We start from the raw sequence: 17,035 nt of genomic DNA on the forward strand, positions 1-17,035 counted from the left end.
GTGCCCGGCGCGCGGATCGATGATCAGATACGGGCGCTTCTTCACGTCGACCACGACACCCTCCGGCGGCCGTATCGACAGCAGAGCGTAGTTGACGGGCCGCTCAAAGTGCCTCGCGTCGAGCACTGTGTCATAGTCGAAATGCAACGCCGGCTTGATCCCGGCCTTGTTGCGCTCGATGAACTCGTTGCCGCGTTGACGCAAGGCATCCCAGAACAGGACGGAGCGCTGCGCGAAATCGGCCGTATAGTGCCAGGCACCCCATGGTGTGAACGGCGCCAGGTTGGGAATGGTGAGCGCGGACGTGCCGTCGCCCCCCTTGATTGCGTCGCTCGTCCTCTGCCCGAACCGTTGCCGGGCCTCTTCCAGGCGATTGTGCAACAGGCGCAGGATTTTCAATGCGATCTCGTGATTGCGTGTCAGCTGTGAAACCTGGTCCATCTCATGAATCTCCTTAAGCGAAGCGACTTAACCTGGCACAACTGCTCATTCCGTTGCCTGGTTGCAGAGAAGCTTGCATCGTCGAGGAATTGGGCGTGCGCGAAGCGCTGGATGCGCGCCGCATCCGCCCGGTGCGCATCGCGCTGCAGAACCCGGCGCGATGACCTGCTCGCGTTCGCCGGCGTGCTCGATGAGAAGCTCGCCGCGATCGCGCAGCGCGCCAACGTCTCGGATGAGCTCGTGCGCGCCGCGTGTGTGCTGCTTCGCAAGCCGCGGACTTCACCCGCGTGCGCCACCTAACCAGCAGTGGAAGGTCCCATGCCCTGTTCGAAAAACTCCGCGGTATGGTCGATAAACGCCCTGACTTTCGCGGGCAACAGTGCGCGTCCGATGTATGCCAGGCGGACCTCGGCCAAAGTATCGGCGATCTCGAAGTCTTCCAGCAGACGAACGAGCCGTCCGGCCTTTATGTCCTGCTCAACAAGGGCGATTGGAAGCAGACCAATACCGAATCCTTCGAGTACGATGTCGCGATTGAATATGGGATTGTTCGACGCAATTTCGTAGCTGATCGGGACCGCGATGTTTTCCTGTTCCATTCGAAAGGTGACGCAGGGTTTGTGCATCGAAGGAGGGACCGTGACGAACACATGGTCGGCCAGCTCAGCCGGATGCCGGGGCCGAGGACGCCTGCCCAGATAAGCTTCCGTTGTGACAACGACCAGCGGCAACCGCTGGAGCAGCCGCGTCACAGCCAGATCCGTCGCCAGCATGAAAGGCAGGACGATACCCAGATCGTAACCGTCGGCCGTCAGGTCCACGGGCCGCTCGGTCAATGTGATATCCAGGGTGACATTCGGATGCTTGCGTTTAAAGGACGCAATCAGCGGTGCGAGCCACGTCAATGCGGTGGTCGTATGTGCGACCAGTCGCAGCATGCCCGCCGGCACTCGACCGTGGCCCGCCGCACTGGCTTCCAGGCAATCGAGGTCATCCAGGATGCGACAACATCCATCGTAAAAACGCTCCGCGGCTTCCGTCAGCGAAAACTGTCGGGTCGAGCGATGGAAAAGTCGCGCGCCCAGGCGCTCTTCCAGCGATGCGATCGCCCGCGAAACGACCGATGGCGAGAGATCCATCATTTCCCCGGCACGTCTGAAGTGTTTGACTTCGACGATAGTCCGGAACAGGCGCAAGCTTTCAATGTATTCCATGGTTCACGTTCCATCTGCTATCTGACGACTTGTGTAGATATCCTTGATATCAGTCCTGTTCGTGGACCTTTACCGCACCGCACGCCGTGGAACATAGTCCAATGCCGTGCAACCGCGACCAGGGGTACTGTCCGGTCACGCCTGGCGCGCGTGGATGCGCCTGGTGTCACGGCCGCACATGAAAGCGCTGAGCATTCTGCCGTAAAGACACCAGAGAACCGAATCACTTCAGGTCGGCTGTTCTATCAGGCTAACGCTTCTCGCACAGATCATTGCGTGAGCATTAGCCGGTGTGGGCCCAGTGAGGCGCGGCCTGTAGATGGCATCTCCGACTTCGATTAGCCGACCGGTCAGCGCACAGATGCCTGGCACCCGCGCGACGCCTTCGCACCATGTCTGGTATCCATAGTGTCCGGAGCGCGCATCGCACCATGAAACGATCAGTGTTTGCGCGGTCGGTTGGTCGAGTACCCGTACGATTGGCTTGCTGGTCGAAGCGATCGACTGTCGAACCGAGGAACCGTTCAAGGCAGATCCGTGCGCAGTGGCTCGTTCGTCAAGACTCCAATCGCCAAGCCTTGTGACGGTCATACTCCACGGATCAACAGCGCGATTCATAACCCGGCTCCCTCCGTGCAAGCTCGAACGCTTGCGCTTCGCGTGAGCGCTGCCCACCATAGCTGCTCCCTTCCGTCGATAATTAGCGGTCCGATTGCGTCGGCAAAGACCTTTTTGATGTCTTTGCCCCTGCGAACATAGTCACGCTTTCATGAACGGCGCCTACCCGAAAAACACCGCGGCCCCGGCAAGTCCCCCGGGTCGGGGAGATCGTTCTTCGAGGCTTTACCGGTATGCTGCTGCCGGGCCCAAAGTCCTATGCGTGCGCTGCCCCCGTGCCGCCATGTGCGTTGTCGCAGGTGGCAGCAAGGACGCTGCGGGCCGCTTCGACCAGGACTGCATATCGGCAGCAACGCGTGCAAAATCGCTCGCCGCCGGGGACCCAGGAAATGCATCGACGACACAGCGCGAAAGCTCTGCCGCTTGCGCGATACACGGATCGATTGAGATGCAGCCTGCCTTGAGAACCGAGACAGCCAGATAATCGCGGGCGATGGCTCCGAGACTTTCCAGCAGCGCGTGAGTGTCCGCTTCACCCTCGAACAGATTCACAATGATGCGGAATTCCTCGATGCCCTGTGCGAGACGCAGGCGCTTCATGCAAACGTAAGTGTCTGCTACTGCAGCGGCCGACAGGTGCATGACGACGATGACGTGGTGGGCTTGCAACGCAAGTGGTGAAAACGCGCCGTTGCCAGCAAGCGCGGCATCGATCAGCACGATGTTCGGCGGGCTCGTGAGCACCGCGTCGTACTGCAGGCCAGCGACGTTTTCGTGATCCGTATGGCCGGTGCCAGTCGAGTGGAACTGACGTCGACCACGGTCAACGGCCAGCACGCGCGGCAAGTTGCGATGTATCGCGGGAGCGAACACGCCTGCGGCGTGAATGTCTTGAAGCATTGTGCTCGCCGAGCGCGCGCCAGGACATTCGTCCACCACCAGCACGTCCATACCCTGTCTGGTCAGCACCATCGCGAGGTTGACAACGGCAGTTGTACGGCCGACTCCTTTCGAGCCGCCTGTGACAGCGACCACACGCGTAGCACTTTTGGCGAGCATCTGGCGCAACCCGAGCGCCTGTCCGGAGACTATATCCTTCACTGATTCCCCCACGTATCGAGACCTCCGCGCCCATCACGAGTAGCGTTGACGGCCCGCGCGCCGTCAGTCATAACGACTTTCGGATCGCACGTTTCATCGACGCGTGGATTGTACGCCTTCGCGTCAATACTGACAATGCAATCATATATGGTCTATGTGTCAGATATGAGTGACAGATGCAAAAAGCGCGAACGGCGGGTTGGCCCCGAACTCATCTGGTTCTTTCTTGCACGTCGGGAATTGAAATGCTGCGCGCTGCCTGAAAATGGAGGTAGCGGTACGTCTAGCCGGCTACAGCAAGGCTTGACGCCGTGCCTTTCGGGTCGTCTCGATCAACAGCCGAAGGCGCTTGGGGTGCGCCAATGTGCTGTTGTGGCGAGCGGGGGTGGAGTGACACCTGTCGATGCCTCCGACTGATGCCCGCGGTAACTTATCGAGCGGTTGCGTCGCCTTGGCGACAGCTCGGCGCCGCCATGGCGCGTTCACTCGGAAGGGGCTGCCGCGGGAATTGGGCTGTGCCAGTCCATTCAGTCATATGAGTCGCCATGGTGCGCCCATGGGTACGTCCGGGCGATGATTGTCGTAGACTGGTTCTTCCGGCTGTCGCGACAACACGCACGAAAAAAATCCGGCAAGCACTGTCTGAAGCACCTTGTCGCTCACCGTTTGCGGACTGCACATCCTGAAGAACTGCACGCCCTCGCACAGGCTCACCAGGCCAACCGCGAGAGCCTCGGCCTGCAGGGGCAACGGCCTGCCGTTGCGCTCCGAAAGCATGCAAATGTGCGCGCTGATCTGTTCCAGCTTCTCCTGCCGGAAGGCGTTAATGCGCTCCCGAAACGGGGTGTCCCGGCACGCGAGCAACTGGGCCTCGACCCAAAGTGGAAAGCAATCGTGTTCAACAATAGATTGGCTGTAGTACGCGATGGCGCGGTCCTTCATTTCATCGGGCGTGCCGCCCTTCTCCATCATCGCCAGGAGATTCGTCCGCGCCCTATCGTCGTCGCGGCGCAACAACCTGATCAGCAGATCCGGCTTGCCGCCGAAGTTTGAGTAGAACGCGCCGCGCGTATAGCCAGCCGCCTCAGCGATGTCCTCCACGCTTGTCGCGGCGAATCCCTTTTTAACGAACATCTTCCGCGCAGCCTCAAGCAGGCATTCGCGCGTCTGCTCTCTGCGCTGTGCCCGTGTCAGGCGTTCCCGCTTCATGGCATAAAGTACCGGTCAGGCCGACATCTGCGGTGCCGCCAGATCGGCATGCTTGTCAGATGACGGGTTTCGCAATGATCCGTCGACGCCCGATCAGGCCGTCTCGCGGTTTATTTGACATTAGACTCATATCTGATTTTGTTGTCAACAAAGTCAACGAAATCTGGCACACGTGAGAGGAAATCGGAACCGTCATACCGAAGCGTGAGCGGTCCGCCTGTCTCATGCAAGCAGCTTCGTTGCGGTGCCCATGATCACGCGACTTCCATACCGTTTGTCGACTGTGCGAGGCTGAGCTCCCCAAGGTAGACGCTTTCGCCCAATTCGCATTTGCGCCAGGCGCTGCCGAGGGCATGACGGATTTCGACCCGGTACATGCCGCTTCCTTTGGCCAGACCGCCGAACCGGAAATCGCCGAAGCCGTCCGAGACGGTTTCGGCCATCTTCTGATTGCCGAGGTACAGGGCGACCGCCGCATCCGTGACGCACTCGACCACATCTCCCAACCGGGCGCTGACGCTTCCGCCGATGAAGCAGGTTTCCCAGCGCTCGAGGTCGCTGTACCACACGCGCGGTTTCGTGCCCAGGTTAGGCCGCAAGACCTTGAGCCCCTCGCGCTGGGCCTTCTCGGCCATCGCAGCGTCATCGAGCTTGACCGTCTCGAAGACGTCGGTGGGGCACGACTGCTGGCAACGCGGCTGCGGCCAGCCCTGGTCGAGTAGATGGGCATCGAAAATCCAGGTCTGCGGCAGTTGCAGCTCATCGTTCCAGACGATCGCCTTGTAGGGGCAGGACTTCACGATGTCCTTGCGGCCCCGCGCCTTGTCCGGATCAATGATGACGACGCCGTCGGCGCGCTTGCGAATGGCGTCGCCGCCCACCCGCATGCAAGGCGCTTCGTCGCAGTGGTTGCACATGACCGGCAGATACGTGGTTTCGACCATATGCGAGTCGCCCTGGACGCGGCGCAGGATCCGGATGGGGCTGTCGGCATTGGCGGCGGCGGGCGCGGCATAACCGGGGAAGTCGTTGCCGACGTGCTCGTCCCGCGCGGCGATCACGCAGTTCTGGCAGTTCTCGCAACGCCCCACTTTGATAATCAGGTTCAACTTGCTCATTCGAAATTCCTCACGCGGCGCGACCGAGCATGAACGCTTCGGTGCCTAGCCACTTCTCGACCTGCACCAGGCAGGAATTTGGGCTCATGCTGCTCGTGCCGGCGGTTTGAGGCCGGTCAGGGGTGAGCATGTTCATGCAACCGCCAATCTCGACGCACTCGCCGTCTATTTCGACCAGCTGAAATTCGGCGCTCGCCTCATACGACTTGACCACTCCCGCGCTAACCAGCGGCGAGACGTCGGCCGCGCAGATCACTGCGCCGCGGTCGTTGTACACCTTGACGAGGTCGCGGTGCGCAATGCCTCGAATGGCCGCGTCGGCCGGACCTAGCCTCAGCAGCCAGAAGCGATGGCCACCAATCAGCGCGCGATGGTCATCGATGCTGTTGACCGAGGAGTTCTTGCCATCACAATGGGTATGGAAGCTGTAACGGCTGTGAGTGGCGATCAACTGCAGCGGATAACGCTGAGCCAGGTCCGAACGCAGCCCCTCCCAGGACGGGATGTATCGGTTGAGCGGTGGTCGCTCGGGATTGTCCGCAGTGTGCCGCTTCATCAACTCGGGCACGAACTCCAGCTTGCCGCTCGGCGTCTGCAGGCCCATGCCGAATTTTTCGGCGAACTGCGACGGCAGCGGATGGGGTTCCTGCAGGTCCTTGCGCCGTCCCTCCGCGAACCAGCGCATGTCCACCGGATGGCGCAACTCGGGCTTTTCGGGCGGCACGACGAAATAGCCCTTGCGGCAGAACTCGCGCCACGAAATGCGATCGGGCAGATCCGACGAGTCGAAGACCCGCCTGACCCAGTCCAGCTCGCTGCATCCCTCGGTGAACACCCCGCCAAGGCCCAGCCGGGTCAGGATGGCAGTGAAGATGTCGTAGTCGGAACGGGACTCGCCCAAAGGCTCGATGCACTTGTGCTGCAGCGTCATCACGCGATGATTGACCGTGCTAAACCCATGGTGGGCGTAGCCGCCGGAATTCGCCCATTCGCCGATGTCCCAGCGCTCCAGCGCGGTGCACGCCGGCAGGATGATGTCGGCGAACTGGGCCTCGCCCTCCATCCAGATCGACTGGTTGACCACGAACTCGATGCTCGGGTGCCGGTAGGCTTCAGCCCAGCGTCCGGAATTCGTCACCGTGCTGAAGGCGGATCCGCCGTAGCGGTAGATCATGTGGATCGGCGAATACCCGGGCATGGGGTAGCTGAACGGCGCGAACTGGGCTTCCTGGGACATGCCGTCCCAGAGGTAGCCCGTCGCATGGCCGTTGATGATGGCGTCGGGCAATTGCTGCCGCGGGACCATTTGCTTGACCGGATTCATGGACAGAATGTGCGGCATGCGCTGGTAATTGTTCACCGCATTGGCGGTCCACGCCAGGTCGCCGGATATGCCGCCGTCCGCGTAGCCGGGGAAATAGAAATGGAGGTCGTGGGGCACGCCGGCCTCAAGGCAGCCGAAATTGACCCCCGGCTTACCCCAGCCCTGCATCGCCATCATCATGATCATGCAGCGCGCCCATTGCGCTCCGGTCGCGCCGCGGCCCGCGCCGCCGAATCCCGCGCCGGTCATCCCGACCGCGAGATGGACCTTCCTGTTCCCCCATCGGCGCGCAAGCGCACGGACGTCCTTGGCGGGCACGCCGGTTTCGCCCTCCTGCCACTCGGGCGTCTTGGGAACGCCGTCGGATTCGCCCAGAAGATAGGCCCTCCACTCGTCGAAACCGGTCGTGCGGGTGGCGATGTAATCCTCGTCGTACAAGCCCTCCATGGCCCATACGTACATGATGGCGGTGGCGAGAGCAGCATCGGTTTGCGGTCGGACCGGAATCCAGCGCCCGCCCAGCAACTGCGCGGTGGGGTTGCAGTGTGGGTCGATATGAACGAACTCAATGCCGAGTTCCTTGGCCCACAGGCGTCGCGGAGTCCCCTCGAATCCCGCATAGGCCCCGTTGGTACTTTCGGGGTCGCAGGACCAGAACACGATCATGTCGGCTTCCTTCAGGCAATCCTCGACGCCACCATAGCCGGATGGCACGCCGACGCGCATCGAGTTGCCGAAATGATGCATGGCACCCCAGTACCAGCCTTCCCAGCTATCCGGATTGGCCGCGACCCGGGTAAAGCCGATCAGGTTGGCAAAGCGCGTCAGCGCGCTGAGGTAGTAACCCACGTTGCCCCACTGGTGATGGGACGACATCGGGAAGGTGATGGAACCGGGACCGTGAACGCGCTTCTGCCGGTTGATTTCCCTGGCGACAATGTCCAGGGCCTCGTCCCAACTGATACGCACATAGCCGGATTTGCCCCGGTTCTGGGGATTGCGTTCGCCGTCAGGGTCGAAGTCGACCCGCTTCATGGGGTGAAGGATGCGCTTGTCGGAATAGACCAGCGACTTGAGCGTCAACGCGTGGGGCGCGACCAGGCCACGCCGTGGCGGGCTGAAACGGCGGCCGCGCGCCTCGATCACATAACTTGGCGCATCCGTGCTGTCCAGCTCGATGGGCGTCACCCGAACGACGCGGCCATCCTTCACGTAGACGAACAGAGGCCCGCCGTTGGTGCAGGTGGTGTAGCGGCGGGTGCCGTCGCGCAAAGGCGTGCCCATCGGCAGGCCGACGGTCCGCATCATGCTCAGGGTCTGCATTAGCCAGACCAACAGTTCGTCCTCGCCCTCGGTGACCACCTTGAAGTTCTTGGCAGCGTGGATGATTTCGCCCTGATCCGGATTGGGAGAAAGGAACTTCAGGGCTGTGGCGACATCCTTGAAGACCATGCTCACGTCGGGCCGCGGATGCCTGCCGGCGCTGGACCGAACACGTCCGTTCTTTAACCTGATGACGCGACCGATGCTTTGATCCGCAAGTCCGATCCAGGCCACGAGATCGCGCTCCTTCAGGCGATCACGATAAGCGGGAAAGCGGCGTGCCGTCAGGTCAAGAGCCTTGGGCAAAGCAAAAAGAATAGTCTTGAGGACCTGTCGTTTCATTATTCGATCCAAAGGGAAGCGGGGTGCGCTAGCGGTGGCATGACGTCGCGGACCGCAGCCAGGCCCGGGGCGCGAAAAATAACGTTGTCGATGTGTTCGATGGGCATTCAGATCTCTCGATCGGTGCATTAACGAGTCGTACGCGCTAGAACGTGTAGGCGACGTTCAGGAAGACGCTCAGGGGATCGAGCCGGAGCGTCGATTTGGAAACGATCTGCGTTCCAGTCGCGGTGTGTCCGTCTAACGTAAGGTGGGTCTTCACCGGCATATAGTTCACAGAGGTTCCGACAGACCAGTGTTTTGTAATGGCGTAACTTGCCCCGATCTCGAATACCGGATTCCACGACGAACTGAGTGTTGCGTGTGCCGAACCGCCTGGACCAACGCTATCAGTGACAAACTGGCTATTGGTTATCCGAACCTGGGTGAACCACGTATAGTTCACGCCGAGCCCCATGAACGGACGGAATTTCGATTCGGCTGAAAACAGGTGGTATCGAAGTTCGATGGCTGGCGGCATTGGCCTCGTCGAGCCGAGGTTGCCATACTTCTCCAGCGTCCCATCGCCAACCAGATTTACTGTCAATGGCAGTCCCAAAAGCATAGCGACGCCAATGTTGTCCGTGACGTAGTACTCGGTGGTAATTCCCACCGTATTCGTTGACGTCGCATGCCCCCCGCTACCGGCTAGTTGGCGATTCACCGTTTCGCCGCCAATACTCTCCACGGTGAGTGGCGTTGCGTCGCCCTGTGGCGCGATGTGAAGCCATCCTGTGGACAGCGTAATGCTTCCCGCCGACTGGGCGTTTGCATTGTCGGTCAGCGCAGCCGAGCAGAGGCAAGCCGCCATACCGGCAGAGCTGATCATTCGCCTGTAATTCCTCACGTGTCTTCTCCTGTCTCGTTGCCCGGGCATTTTTGTGAACCCGTGGCGCTTCCTGTGGAACCGATGCGGCGCTCCGTCTGGGGTCGTTGCGTCGTTCCTCATAGGCTTCGACCGCTTATCAGGTCCGCCGGTTATGTCTGATTAGGTAGTTTTACTAAATGACATGAAACAGGCACGAATGTTTAGAACACCGCTACTGCCTCGTACACGTTATGTGGAAATACGCTTTCGCGTTATCCTTACCATCCTTTCTATTCTTCGTACCTCCTGGTGTCGAGACTTTAATCCGTCCAATTATTCGTTCTCTGCCTTTGGAATAACTGCTGGTACAGCATGCCTCCATCGCCCTGCACGCTAGTAAGCGCGCATCGCCAAACGTTCAGTCTCGGGCGGGAATACGCACCACGCACCGTCGGGGTGCCGGAAGAAAAATAACCCAACCGGTCCTTTCGGCAGCAGTAGCTCGATATGCACATAGGGTCTCTGGTTTGAGCCGGCACGACCGAACCGGGTAATCCGAACCGCACTCGCCGATATTGGCCCGAGCCATTTTTCAACAAGCGAACGCAAGGACCTTTCTGAAGCAGTATTCATCTTCTTTCCTCCAAACCGACGCGAGCGTTTAACTCATGACACTGGCGTTTGAAACGCCGCATCGAGCCGCGTGCGCGTGACTGAGCGCCCCCGCTGATGTCAGGCTCCTATCACCTTGGCCTGCTGTGCGTCTCTATCGCCGCTGGTACATCAACATTGCTCTTTCCGTGATGGCCGCGCGGCAACCGAAAGCGAAAATGCGAACGGAAAGCGCCCGAGCGCGGAAGTCGCCAATGCTTCGAGCTCGGGGTCGGGAAGTTCGACGTAAAGCGAAAGCCCGCGCGAAGTATCTTCAATGATCCTAACGGTTGCTCCCTCGACGCCAGCCTCCACGAGTGCCGACTGTAACGCGTCTACCGTTTCGCGCTGTTTCAGCGCCGGCTTGAAAATCTTGCCCACGCCTGTCAACGGCATCGCATCCAGGATTCTGATCCGTTTAGGCAGTGCCGCGCGCTCGCCTATCTCGAGTCGCACGAACTCGGCGAGTTCGTCCTCAGTCGCGGTTGCACCCGGTTTGAGCTGGACATAGGCAATCGGCAACTCCCCGGCGTGTGCATCGGGACGACCGACCGCCGCCGCGATGTTGACGGCGGGATGGCGATAGAGCGGTTCCTCGATCGCTGCCGGATCGATGTTGTGACCGCCACGAATGATCACTTCCTTTTTGCGACCGGTAAGCCAGAAATAACCATCGACATCGCATCGACCGAGGTCGCCGGTATTGAGCCAGCACCTGCCATCGCCGAGATCCAGCCAGAGCCCCTTGTTCTGCTCGGGCACGATATACCCGAGGAAAATGTTCGGGCCGGAAATAGTCAGCAGGCCGACCTCATCGATCTCGCAATCCCGTACATATCGCCCGTCAGCGTCGACGATGACGGCTTTCATCGCCTGGCCCGGAATGCGGAGCCCGATTGAGCCCAGCCTGCGCTCCCCCAGCGGCGGATTGGCGCTGCTCACGCAGGTCCCCTCGGTCAGGCCATAGCCCTCGAGAATCCGGATGCGCGTCCTTTCCTGAAAGGTCCGGAGAACTTCGACCGGCATGGGAGCCGCACCGCACAGTCCGTACTCCAGCGAACTCACATCGTGCTCGCCGACAGGAATATCGAGTAACGCCGCATAAAGCGTCGGGACACCGCTGAAGAAATTGATGCGGTGATGCTCGACGATTTCCCAGAAACGTTTGACAACGCCATCGCCGCGATAGCCTTGTGGCGTCCCGAGCACGACCTGGGCGCCTTTGGAAAAAGGCAGGAGACCCGTTGCCATGACGGCATTCACGTGGAAGAGTGGCAGTCCGCAGAAAAGCGTCTTGCCTGGCCCAACGCTGTCGCCGAAGAATTGACCCGTGCTCCAGGCATTAGCCACCTCATTGCCGTGGCGGCGCATCGCAATTTTCGGCAGGCCGGTCGTCCCGCCCGTACAGAAGTACGACGACACGTCGTCGGCGCCAAAGTGCCGCGCGCCTTGAAGTGCCGTTCCCGACTCCTGCGCGATGGCAACGCCGAAGTCGTGGATCTCGATATGCGCAGGAACCGCGCCCCGCACGCCGCCCTCGCCGTGCAGCCTTGAGCACTCGTTACGCTGCAGCATCCGCGTCGCGGACTGTTTTGAACCCGTCACACGTTCGGCCGGATTCACGAGCACCAGATTCTTCAGCGAAGAAACCTTGTGCAGCACCGCTTGTACCTTTTGCCAAAGATCAGTTCCGGGAAACGGCGCCAGCGTTACCAGCACGCTGGCGCCTGCAGCGTTGAGGAGTTGGCCGATGGCTTCCTGCTCGAGCAATGGATTGATCGCGCAGACAATTCCGGCGGCCTCCCCACCCCAGATCACGAAGTGCGTTTCAGGGAGGTTAGGCAGAACATATGCGACGACTGAGTCGCGTTGTACTCCGAGGCGCGAGAACATGTTCGCGGTGCGCGTGATATCTCGGACGAGTTCACTATACGTCCAGCACTCGGCGTTCCGATAGTCGTCGGCCGTTGCAAAGAACGAAAGTGCCGGTGCCGATGGATTAATCGCCGCGCCCCGGCAGATCATCTCGTAGGTGCTCGACGGGAGATCCGCCGGCAGCCCTTGCGTTTCGATGGCAAGGACTTCGTCTACGTTTGCGATGCCTTTCATGCTGCCTCTTCCACAACGACGTTATGCTGCACGCCCAGATCGATCGAGCGATCGTAGCTGACGATATGCGCCTCCACGACGTCCCCCACCTTCAGGTACTGCGGCCTTTCCGCCTGCATCTTCAGGAAAAGACGCCATTTTTCCGCTTCAGGCAGCTGCGCCGCGGCGCGTTGCTTTTCGGGCGATGGAATGCTCAGTGCACAGCCAGATGGCGTGCCCGTCGCGAGCAGGTCACCGATGCGCAGATCATGCACGCCGGAAAGCTCCGTCAAGGTCTCTGCCGGCCCATGGACGAGACCCGCCGTCGTGTCATTCTGGCGGACGGTTCCATTGACCGTCAGTGTCAGCACGAGCTCCTTCAACTTCGGAATATCATGTTTCTCAAGGAGGCAAAGGTAAGGGCCCACAGGGCCAAACGTGCGGTAGCTCTTGCCCTTGTAGAACTGCATCTGCGGAATCTGGATATCGCGCGCGGAGTAGTCGTTGACGATCACGGCGCCAGCAATGTAGTCATGCAGGTTCTCGTCGGTGACCGTTTCGCGGGACGTGACGTCGCGTTTGAGCACAAGACCGAGTTCGATCTCGTAGTCGAGCAACTGCACCTCCCTGGGCTTCACGAGGGGCGAGTCGGCAGGAACGATGCAGCTCGTCGCCTTCGTGAAGATCATGTTGAATTTCTTCACATCCGGGTCCATGCCGGAGTCGATCATATGCTGGCGATAATTCGCGCCCTGGCAGATGAACTGCTGGTTGGCGGTCACGGGCGACAACCATTGCACATCCGATTCGGGAATCGGAGAACCGTCCAGTACCGCCAGCCGTTCGACGGGATTGGCTTCAATAAACTCGGCGGTCGACTTGAATTCGCCATGAATCGGCGTGATGGCGCCATTGGCGACTACGCCCCACCGGGCGCGGCCATCATGAAGGTAATGCAGAACGTGAAGTGCCATTTATCGATCTCCGGATTCGATGAAAGTGGGGTGGTTCAGGCGAAAAGCTTCGCCAACGTGCGCAGCTTGCTCAACGTCAGGTCGGGGCTGCGGCGCAGGTTTCTGAAAAGTGCCACGACGCTCGCGGGTGTGAACCTGGGCTTCGTGAAGCTGCGTGGCATCGTCGGTCCCCATTGCGCCATCGCCTCGCGGCTCACCGCATGGACACCCGTCGGCGCGTCCGCCGTAAAGAGGTCGCCGTCGCAATAGTGCTCGTGCTTGTCTCCCCACGGATCCTGCCAGTAGTCGAACACCTGGCTGCCCAGGATATGTCGGCCGATCCCCCATGCGTGCGTCCAACCTTTGTCGCGCAGAATGCGTTGGCCCATGCCAACCGCGTCGGCGTCAACGACTTCGTACGCGCTATGGCTGTAGGTGGGCACGAAGCCTTGTGCAAGCGCGAGCGTATGGTGATCGGCTGGCTTGTCGCCGAGATCGAGCCGCATGAACGCGACGGCGGGCGAACCATCGGGAAGCACCTGCACATCGCTGGGGATGAAGCCGAAATGCCGCGTATACCACGCGCAGGTTTCCTGATAGTCGACGAGTTCGAGCACGACGTGTCCGAGCCGGATAATTTCCGGCGCGCCTTCGGGCGGTCGCTGCGTCCCGTTGATCCGGACCGTTGCATCCACGGAGTTGAACGGCAAGGGTGGCCGATGAGACAACGTCGAAGCTGGCTGCTGGCCCCATATCGCGTCGACGCGAAAGCCTGAAGGATCGGTCAGCCGTACCGTATAGCCGCCGCCGGGCAGGGGCGAGCGTTCGACGTCCGAGGCGCCCGGCAGTTTTGCAAGTGCATCAAGCTCGGCCCTGTTGTCGACCTGTAGCCCAAAACCAACGAACCGGGGTTTCGAGGCCTTCCGGACGACGTAGCAGAAGTGTGAGGCACCCGTTCCCCGCAGCAGCAGGAGCGCTTCACCGCGCGATACCGTTCGGAGCCCGAAGTCACTGAGAAATTGCTCGGCTTTCTCGAGATCTGGCCGGTCGAATATCAGATAGGCCAATGCCGACGCTTTCGTCGTAGGATCGGGGTGACGGGCTGGTTGTACTGTGGTCAGGTTCATGGCGATAAGAGGTCACACGGTGTGAATGGGGTTTCGAGACGGCATGCGGCTTCGCGATCACTGCATGACCCAGCAGTGCTGACCTAGCAAGGAAAGACTCTCGCGCACGAGCCGCGACGCATCGGTCGCCGGGCCATCGTGAACGACGGTCTTGTCGGGCCGCACCACGGCGGCCCAACCAACCGGTACGAGACGCGGAAGGAACACACCGTCGAGGTCCTCCCAGCTGTCATGCCGAGCGAGATGCGGCCGCTCTCCACGGTGTGCGATCTGCACAGTGCTTCCGCCGGCACGCGCGAAGGCTGCTGCCTCAGAAGAATCAAGCGAGGCTCGGGCATCTGTGCCAAATCCAATCAGCACCAGGCCCTGCCCAAACACCTCGTCGCTCGGACGCGCCTTGCCATCCGAACCACGTACCCGCCCCTGCCCAATGACTGCGCCGCGCACAAGCTTCGTCGGCGAGCGGCCTTTGACAAACACACCTCTTCTAGTTGTTTTTTTCGGCTGGATCTGCGATTCCTCGGGCTGCGCACGCAGCGGGAGCACCGGTGGCGACAATTGCATTAGCCCATGAGCCCACAAGGCAATGCCGCCATTGCGCGGCGTGACGAGCTTTCTCATGAACCTTGCGAGCTTTGTTATCGCCTTCTCGTGGGGCCGCCTCTCCTCGTCGTAAGTGTCGAGAATGCGTGAATCCGCTCGCCCCTGCACCACCCATGCAAGCTTCCAGCACAGGTTGGCGGCATCTCGCAGTCCCGCGGCCAACCCTCGGCCGACGGATGGAGGCCCAATGTGCGCGGCGTCGCCCGCGAAGAACACACGCCCCCGGCTGAATGCATTAAGGGTTCGCGATCGGAAGCGATACACCGCCTTGCGCTCGATCATCGAGTCTTCCGGGTTGCCCGATGGAGCGACCACCTCGCGTATGCGGACCTCGGCTTTCATGTTCTCGTGGCGCTCGTCCGGCTGCAGCATGAACTTCCAGCGCTCACGCCCGCTGCGACCGACCATGCACCGGTTTGGCGGACGGTGATCGGAGATGAACTCGATATCATCGGCTGGGCGCGAAAGATGCCGCGCAGCGGCAACGAGCCATTCCTCGGCAAATGTCTTACCCCAGAAGTGCGGCCCGATAGTCTGCCGAACCAGTGAATACGCCCCGTCTGCACCGACCACGTAGCGCGCCCGGACGATGTGAGGGCGGCCGTGATCAAGCTCCAGCGACACGAGCACATGGTCGCCTTCTTCCGTGAAGCTCCCCAGTTCGACACCTGGCGCGATATGCACACAGTCGTATTTCTCGAGCCGGGCCCGCAGGCACCGCTCGAGTTCGTGCTGGTACAACGTGACGGGCTTCTGATAGCCATCCAGGCGGCTCGCCGAACTGATCTGGCCGACCTGCCCCAGGCTGGGCGTTCTCATCCGCACATATGGAATGGTGCTGGTCTCGAAATCGGGCTCCCCAATGCCCGCAAGCTGAAGGATGCGCAGCGCGTCGTTATCCAACTCGATTGCCTGGCGCGCGATGGAAACCTCGGTCGACTTGTCGACAATCAATACATGCACGCCGTAGCGCGCCAGTAGATTGGCAATCGTTGCACCGACAGGTCCGCAACCCACCAGTAAGACGTCAACCACCGACGGTAATGCGCCAATCGGCGGACGAACCTGTTCATGCCGGCTCCACGGCGCGGCGCCGTCCTTTGCTGCTGTCTCCACAGTCACTCCAGATGTTGTCTGTTGTACTTGTATGTAAGGCCGGCCTTCGGGGCGCCTTTAATGACATTAAAGTCATTCATGAGCGTTTTGTCAACCTAGACATTACGCTCTATACTTAGGCATAACCAAGCTTGGATCCATCATGCCGAACACTACAAAGCGTCCTACCCGTGCGGCGCCAGTCGCCCCGGTTGCCGTTCCCGAACAACGCGAGCCGCGCGGTGCGCGTCGCAAGCGCGAGACGCGTGCCCGTCTGCTCGACGCCGCCCTCAGACTGATGGCCGAAAAAGGCATGGAGGGCGTGGCGATCAATGAAATCACCGAAGCCGCTGATGTCGGCTTTGGCTCGTTCTACAACCACTTTGAATCGAAGGAGGCGATTTACGCGACGCTTGTCGACGAGGTGTTCGAGGATTTCGCTAACATGATGGATCGCCTCGCCGCTGGCCTTTCCGACCCGGCCGAGGTGATCGCTGTCGCCGTGCGTCATACGGTCCTGCGTGCGCAGCAAGACCCCGTGTGGGGACGTTTCCTGGTACGTGAAGGGTTTATTCCGACGCATGCGATGAGCCGCGGACTGGGCCAGCGGCTGCTGCGCGACATTGTGAATGGCATTGCCGTGAAGCGCTTTGTGGTCGCCGACCCGTTCATCGGATTTCTTGCGGTAGCCGGTACGGTCCTCTGTGCAATCGCCGCCGAGCTGAACTTCGTCGCACCGGGCGCGCCCGCGGCAAGCGTACTCAAGGAGCTTGGCTTTAGCGGGGAGCGCTTCCCTGAGCGTACTGCAGCAATGCTGCTGCAGACACTCGGACTCAAGCGCGCGGAGGCGGAGAAGATTGCAGCGCGTCCGCTGCCGGTCGTGGAGGAGACTGTCGACGCCGATTGAATCAAGAGGTCCGGCGCCATCGGTCTGATCGGCCTGAAGTCAGCCGGGTGCGGCCCGGTGGAGAAGCCCGGTCG

Annotated in this window: 14 protein-coding genes; 2 read left to right on the forward strand and 12 right to left on the reverse strand. The window is 60.7% G+C overall.

Annotation, left to right across the window (positions count from 1 at the left end; translation table 11 throughout):
• On the reverse strand, positions 1-399 hold a 399-nt coding region (locus tag F6X40_RS37435; protein WP_262421693.1), incomplete at its 3' end, for a DUF3141 domain-containing protein.
• Positions 400-552: 153 nt separating this feature from the next.
• Here F6X40_RS37435 and F6X40_RS37440 point away from each other — a divergent pair.
• Positions 553-741 (forward strand): hypothetical protein, encoded by a 189-nt coding sequence (locus F6X40_RS37440; protein WP_187631337.1) that lies wholly within the window; start codon positions 553-555, stop codon positions 739-741.
• On the opposite strand, the gene F6X40_RS37445 is transcribed toward F6X40_RS37440, so the two are convergent.
• The 11 genes from F6X40_RS37445 to F6X40_RS37495 all read right to left on the reverse strand — a co-directional run bounded on the left by F6X40_RS37445 (position 738) and on the right by F6X40_RS37495 (position 16,075).
• Positions 738-1,655 carry a LysR family transcriptional regulator gene (locus F6X40_RS37445; RefSeq protein ID WP_187631338.1) on the reverse strand — a complete coding sequence of 306 codons (918 nt, stop codon included), beginning with the start codon at positions 1,653-1,655 and terminating at the stop codon, positions 738-740. The two genes, F6X40_RS37440 and F6X40_RS37445, sit on opposite strands and share 4 nt — an antisense overlap.
• Before the next feature lie 228 nt (positions 1,656-1,883).
• Positions 1,884-2,333 (reverse strand): DUF3331 domain-containing protein, encoded by a 450-nt coding sequence (locus F6X40_RS37450; RefSeq protein WP_316251879.1) that lies wholly within the window; start codon positions 2,331-2,333, stop codon positions 1,884-1,886.
• A 165-nt stretch (positions 2,334-2,498) separates the two neighbouring features.
• Positions 2,499-3,332, reverse strand: a complete 834-nt coding sequence (locus tag F6X40_RS37455; protein ID WP_262421696.1) for an AAA family ATPase — start codon at positions 3,330-3,332, stop codon at positions 2,499-2,501.
• Positions 3,333-3,905: 573 nt separating this feature from the next.
• Complete coding sequence (locus F6X40_RS37460; RefSeq protein WP_184068406.1) at positions 3,906-4,583, reverse strand: TetR/AcrR family transcriptional regulator; 678 nt, start codon at positions 4,581-4,583, stop codon at positions 3,906-3,908.
• A gap of 254 nt (positions 4,584-4,837) precedes the next feature.
• Positions 4,838-5,701: a 4Fe-4S dicluster domain-containing protein gene (locus F6X40_RS37465; RefSeq protein WP_187631341.1), complete on the reverse strand. Its 864-nt coding sequence runs from the start codon at positions 5,699-5,701 to the stop codon at positions 4,838-4,840.
• Between the two features lie 10 nt (positions 5,702-5,711).
• Complete coding sequence (locus F6X40_RS37470; protein ID WP_187631342.1) at positions 5,712-8,690, reverse strand: molybdopterin-dependent oxidoreductase; 2,979 nt, start codon at positions 8,688-8,690, stop codon at positions 5,712-5,714.
• 145 nt (positions 8,691-8,835) lie between these two features.
• Positions 8,836-9,558, reverse strand: a complete 723-nt coding sequence (locus F6X40_RS37475) for an OmpW/AlkL family protein (protein WP_187631343.1) — start codon at positions 9,556-9,558, stop codon at positions 8,836-8,838.
• A gap of 762 nt (positions 9,559-10,320) precedes the next feature.
• Positions 10,321-12,297: an acyl-CoA synthetase gene (locus F6X40_RS37480; protein WP_187631344.1), complete on the reverse strand. Its 1,977-nt coding sequence runs from the start codon at positions 12,295-12,297 to the stop codon at positions 10,321-10,323.
• Positions 12,294-13,250 (reverse strand): fumarylacetoacetate hydrolase family protein, encoded by a 957-nt coding sequence (locus F6X40_RS37485; protein ID WP_187631345.1) that lies wholly within the window; start codon positions 13,248-13,250, stop codon positions 12,294-12,296. The genes F6X40_RS37480 and F6X40_RS37485 overlap by 4 nt, the downstream gene beginning before the upstream one ends.
• A gap of 35 nt (positions 13,251-13,285) precedes the next feature.
• Positions 13,286-14,356, reverse strand: a complete 1,071-nt coding sequence (locus F6X40_RS37490; protein ID WP_187631346.1) for a VOC family protein — start codon at positions 14,354-14,356, stop codon at positions 13,286-13,288.
• 57 nt (positions 14,357-14,413) lie between these two features.
• Complete coding sequence (locus F6X40_RS37495) at positions 14,414-16,075, reverse strand: FAD-dependent monooxygenase (protein WP_316251880.1); 1,662 nt, start codon at positions 16,073-16,075, stop codon at positions 14,414-14,416.
• A gap of 142 nt (positions 16,076-16,217) precedes the next feature.
• Between F6X40_RS37495 and F6X40_RS37500 the strand changes: the two genes are divergently transcribed.
• Complete coding sequence (locus tag F6X40_RS37500; RefSeq protein WP_187631347.1) at positions 16,218-16,961, forward strand: TetR/AcrR family transcriptional regulator; 744 nt, start codon at positions 16,218-16,220, stop codon at positions 16,959-16,961.
• Positions 16,962-17,035 lie beyond the last annotated feature (74 nt).

Source organism: Paraburkholderia sp. UCT31, assembly GCF_014397655.1.
Classification (GTDB): domain Bacteria; phylum Pseudomonadota; class Gammaproteobacteria; order Burkholderiales; family Burkholderiaceae; genus Paraburkholderia; species Paraburkholderia tuberum.

Excerpts from the sequence above, each read along its gene's own strand:
- F6X40_RS37460 (WP_184068406.1), bottom strand. The coding sequence starts at position 4,583 with ATGAAGCGGGAACGCCTGACACGGGCACAGCGCAGAGAGCAGACGCGC.
- F6X40_RS37470 (WP_187631342.1), bottom strand. The coding sequence starts at position 8,690 with ATGAAACGACAGGTCCTCAAGACTATTCTTTTTGCTTTGCCCAAGGCT.
- F6X40_RS37440 (WP_187631337.1), top strand. The coding sequence starts at position 553 with ATGCGCGCCGCATCCGCCCGGTGCGCATCGCGCTGCAGAACCCGGCGC.
- F6X40_RS37475 (WP_187631343.1), bottom strand. The coding sequence starts at position 9,558 with ATGATCAGCTCTGCCGGTATGGCGGCTTGCCTCTGCTCGGCTGCGCTG.
- F6X40_RS37465 (WP_187631341.1), bottom strand. The coding sequence starts at position 5,701 with ATGAGCAAGTTGAACCTGATTATCAAAGTGGGGCGTTGCGAGAACTGC.
- F6X40_RS37445 (WP_187631338.1), bottom strand. The coding sequence starts at position 1,655 with ATGGAATACATTGAAAGCTTGCGCCTGTTCCGGACTATCGTCGAAGTC.
- F6X40_RS37480 (WP_187631344.1), bottom strand. The coding sequence starts at position 12,297 with ATGAAAGGCATCGCAAACGTAGACGAAGTCCTTGCCATCGAAACGCAA.
- F6X40_RS37450 (WP_316251879.1), bottom strand. The coding sequence starts at position 2,333 with ATGGTGGGCAGCGCTCACGCGAAGCGCAAGCGTTCGAGCTTGCACGGA.
- F6X40_RS37455 (WP_262421696.1), bottom strand. The coding sequence starts at position 3,332 with ATGCTCGCCAAAAGTGCTACGCGTGTGGTCGCTGTCACAGGCGGCTCG.
- F6X40_RS37490 (WP_187631346.1), bottom strand. The coding sequence starts at position 14,356 with ATGAACCTGACCACAGTACAACCAGCCCGTCACCCCGATCCTACGACG.
- F6X40_RS37500 (WP_187631347.1), top strand. The coding sequence starts at position 16,218 with ATGCCGAACACTACAAAGCGTCCTACCCGTGCGGCGCCAGTCGCCCCG.
- F6X40_RS37485 (WP_187631345.1), bottom strand. The coding sequence starts at position 13,250 with ATGGCACTTCACGTTCTGCATTACCTTCATGATGGCCGCGCCCGGTGG.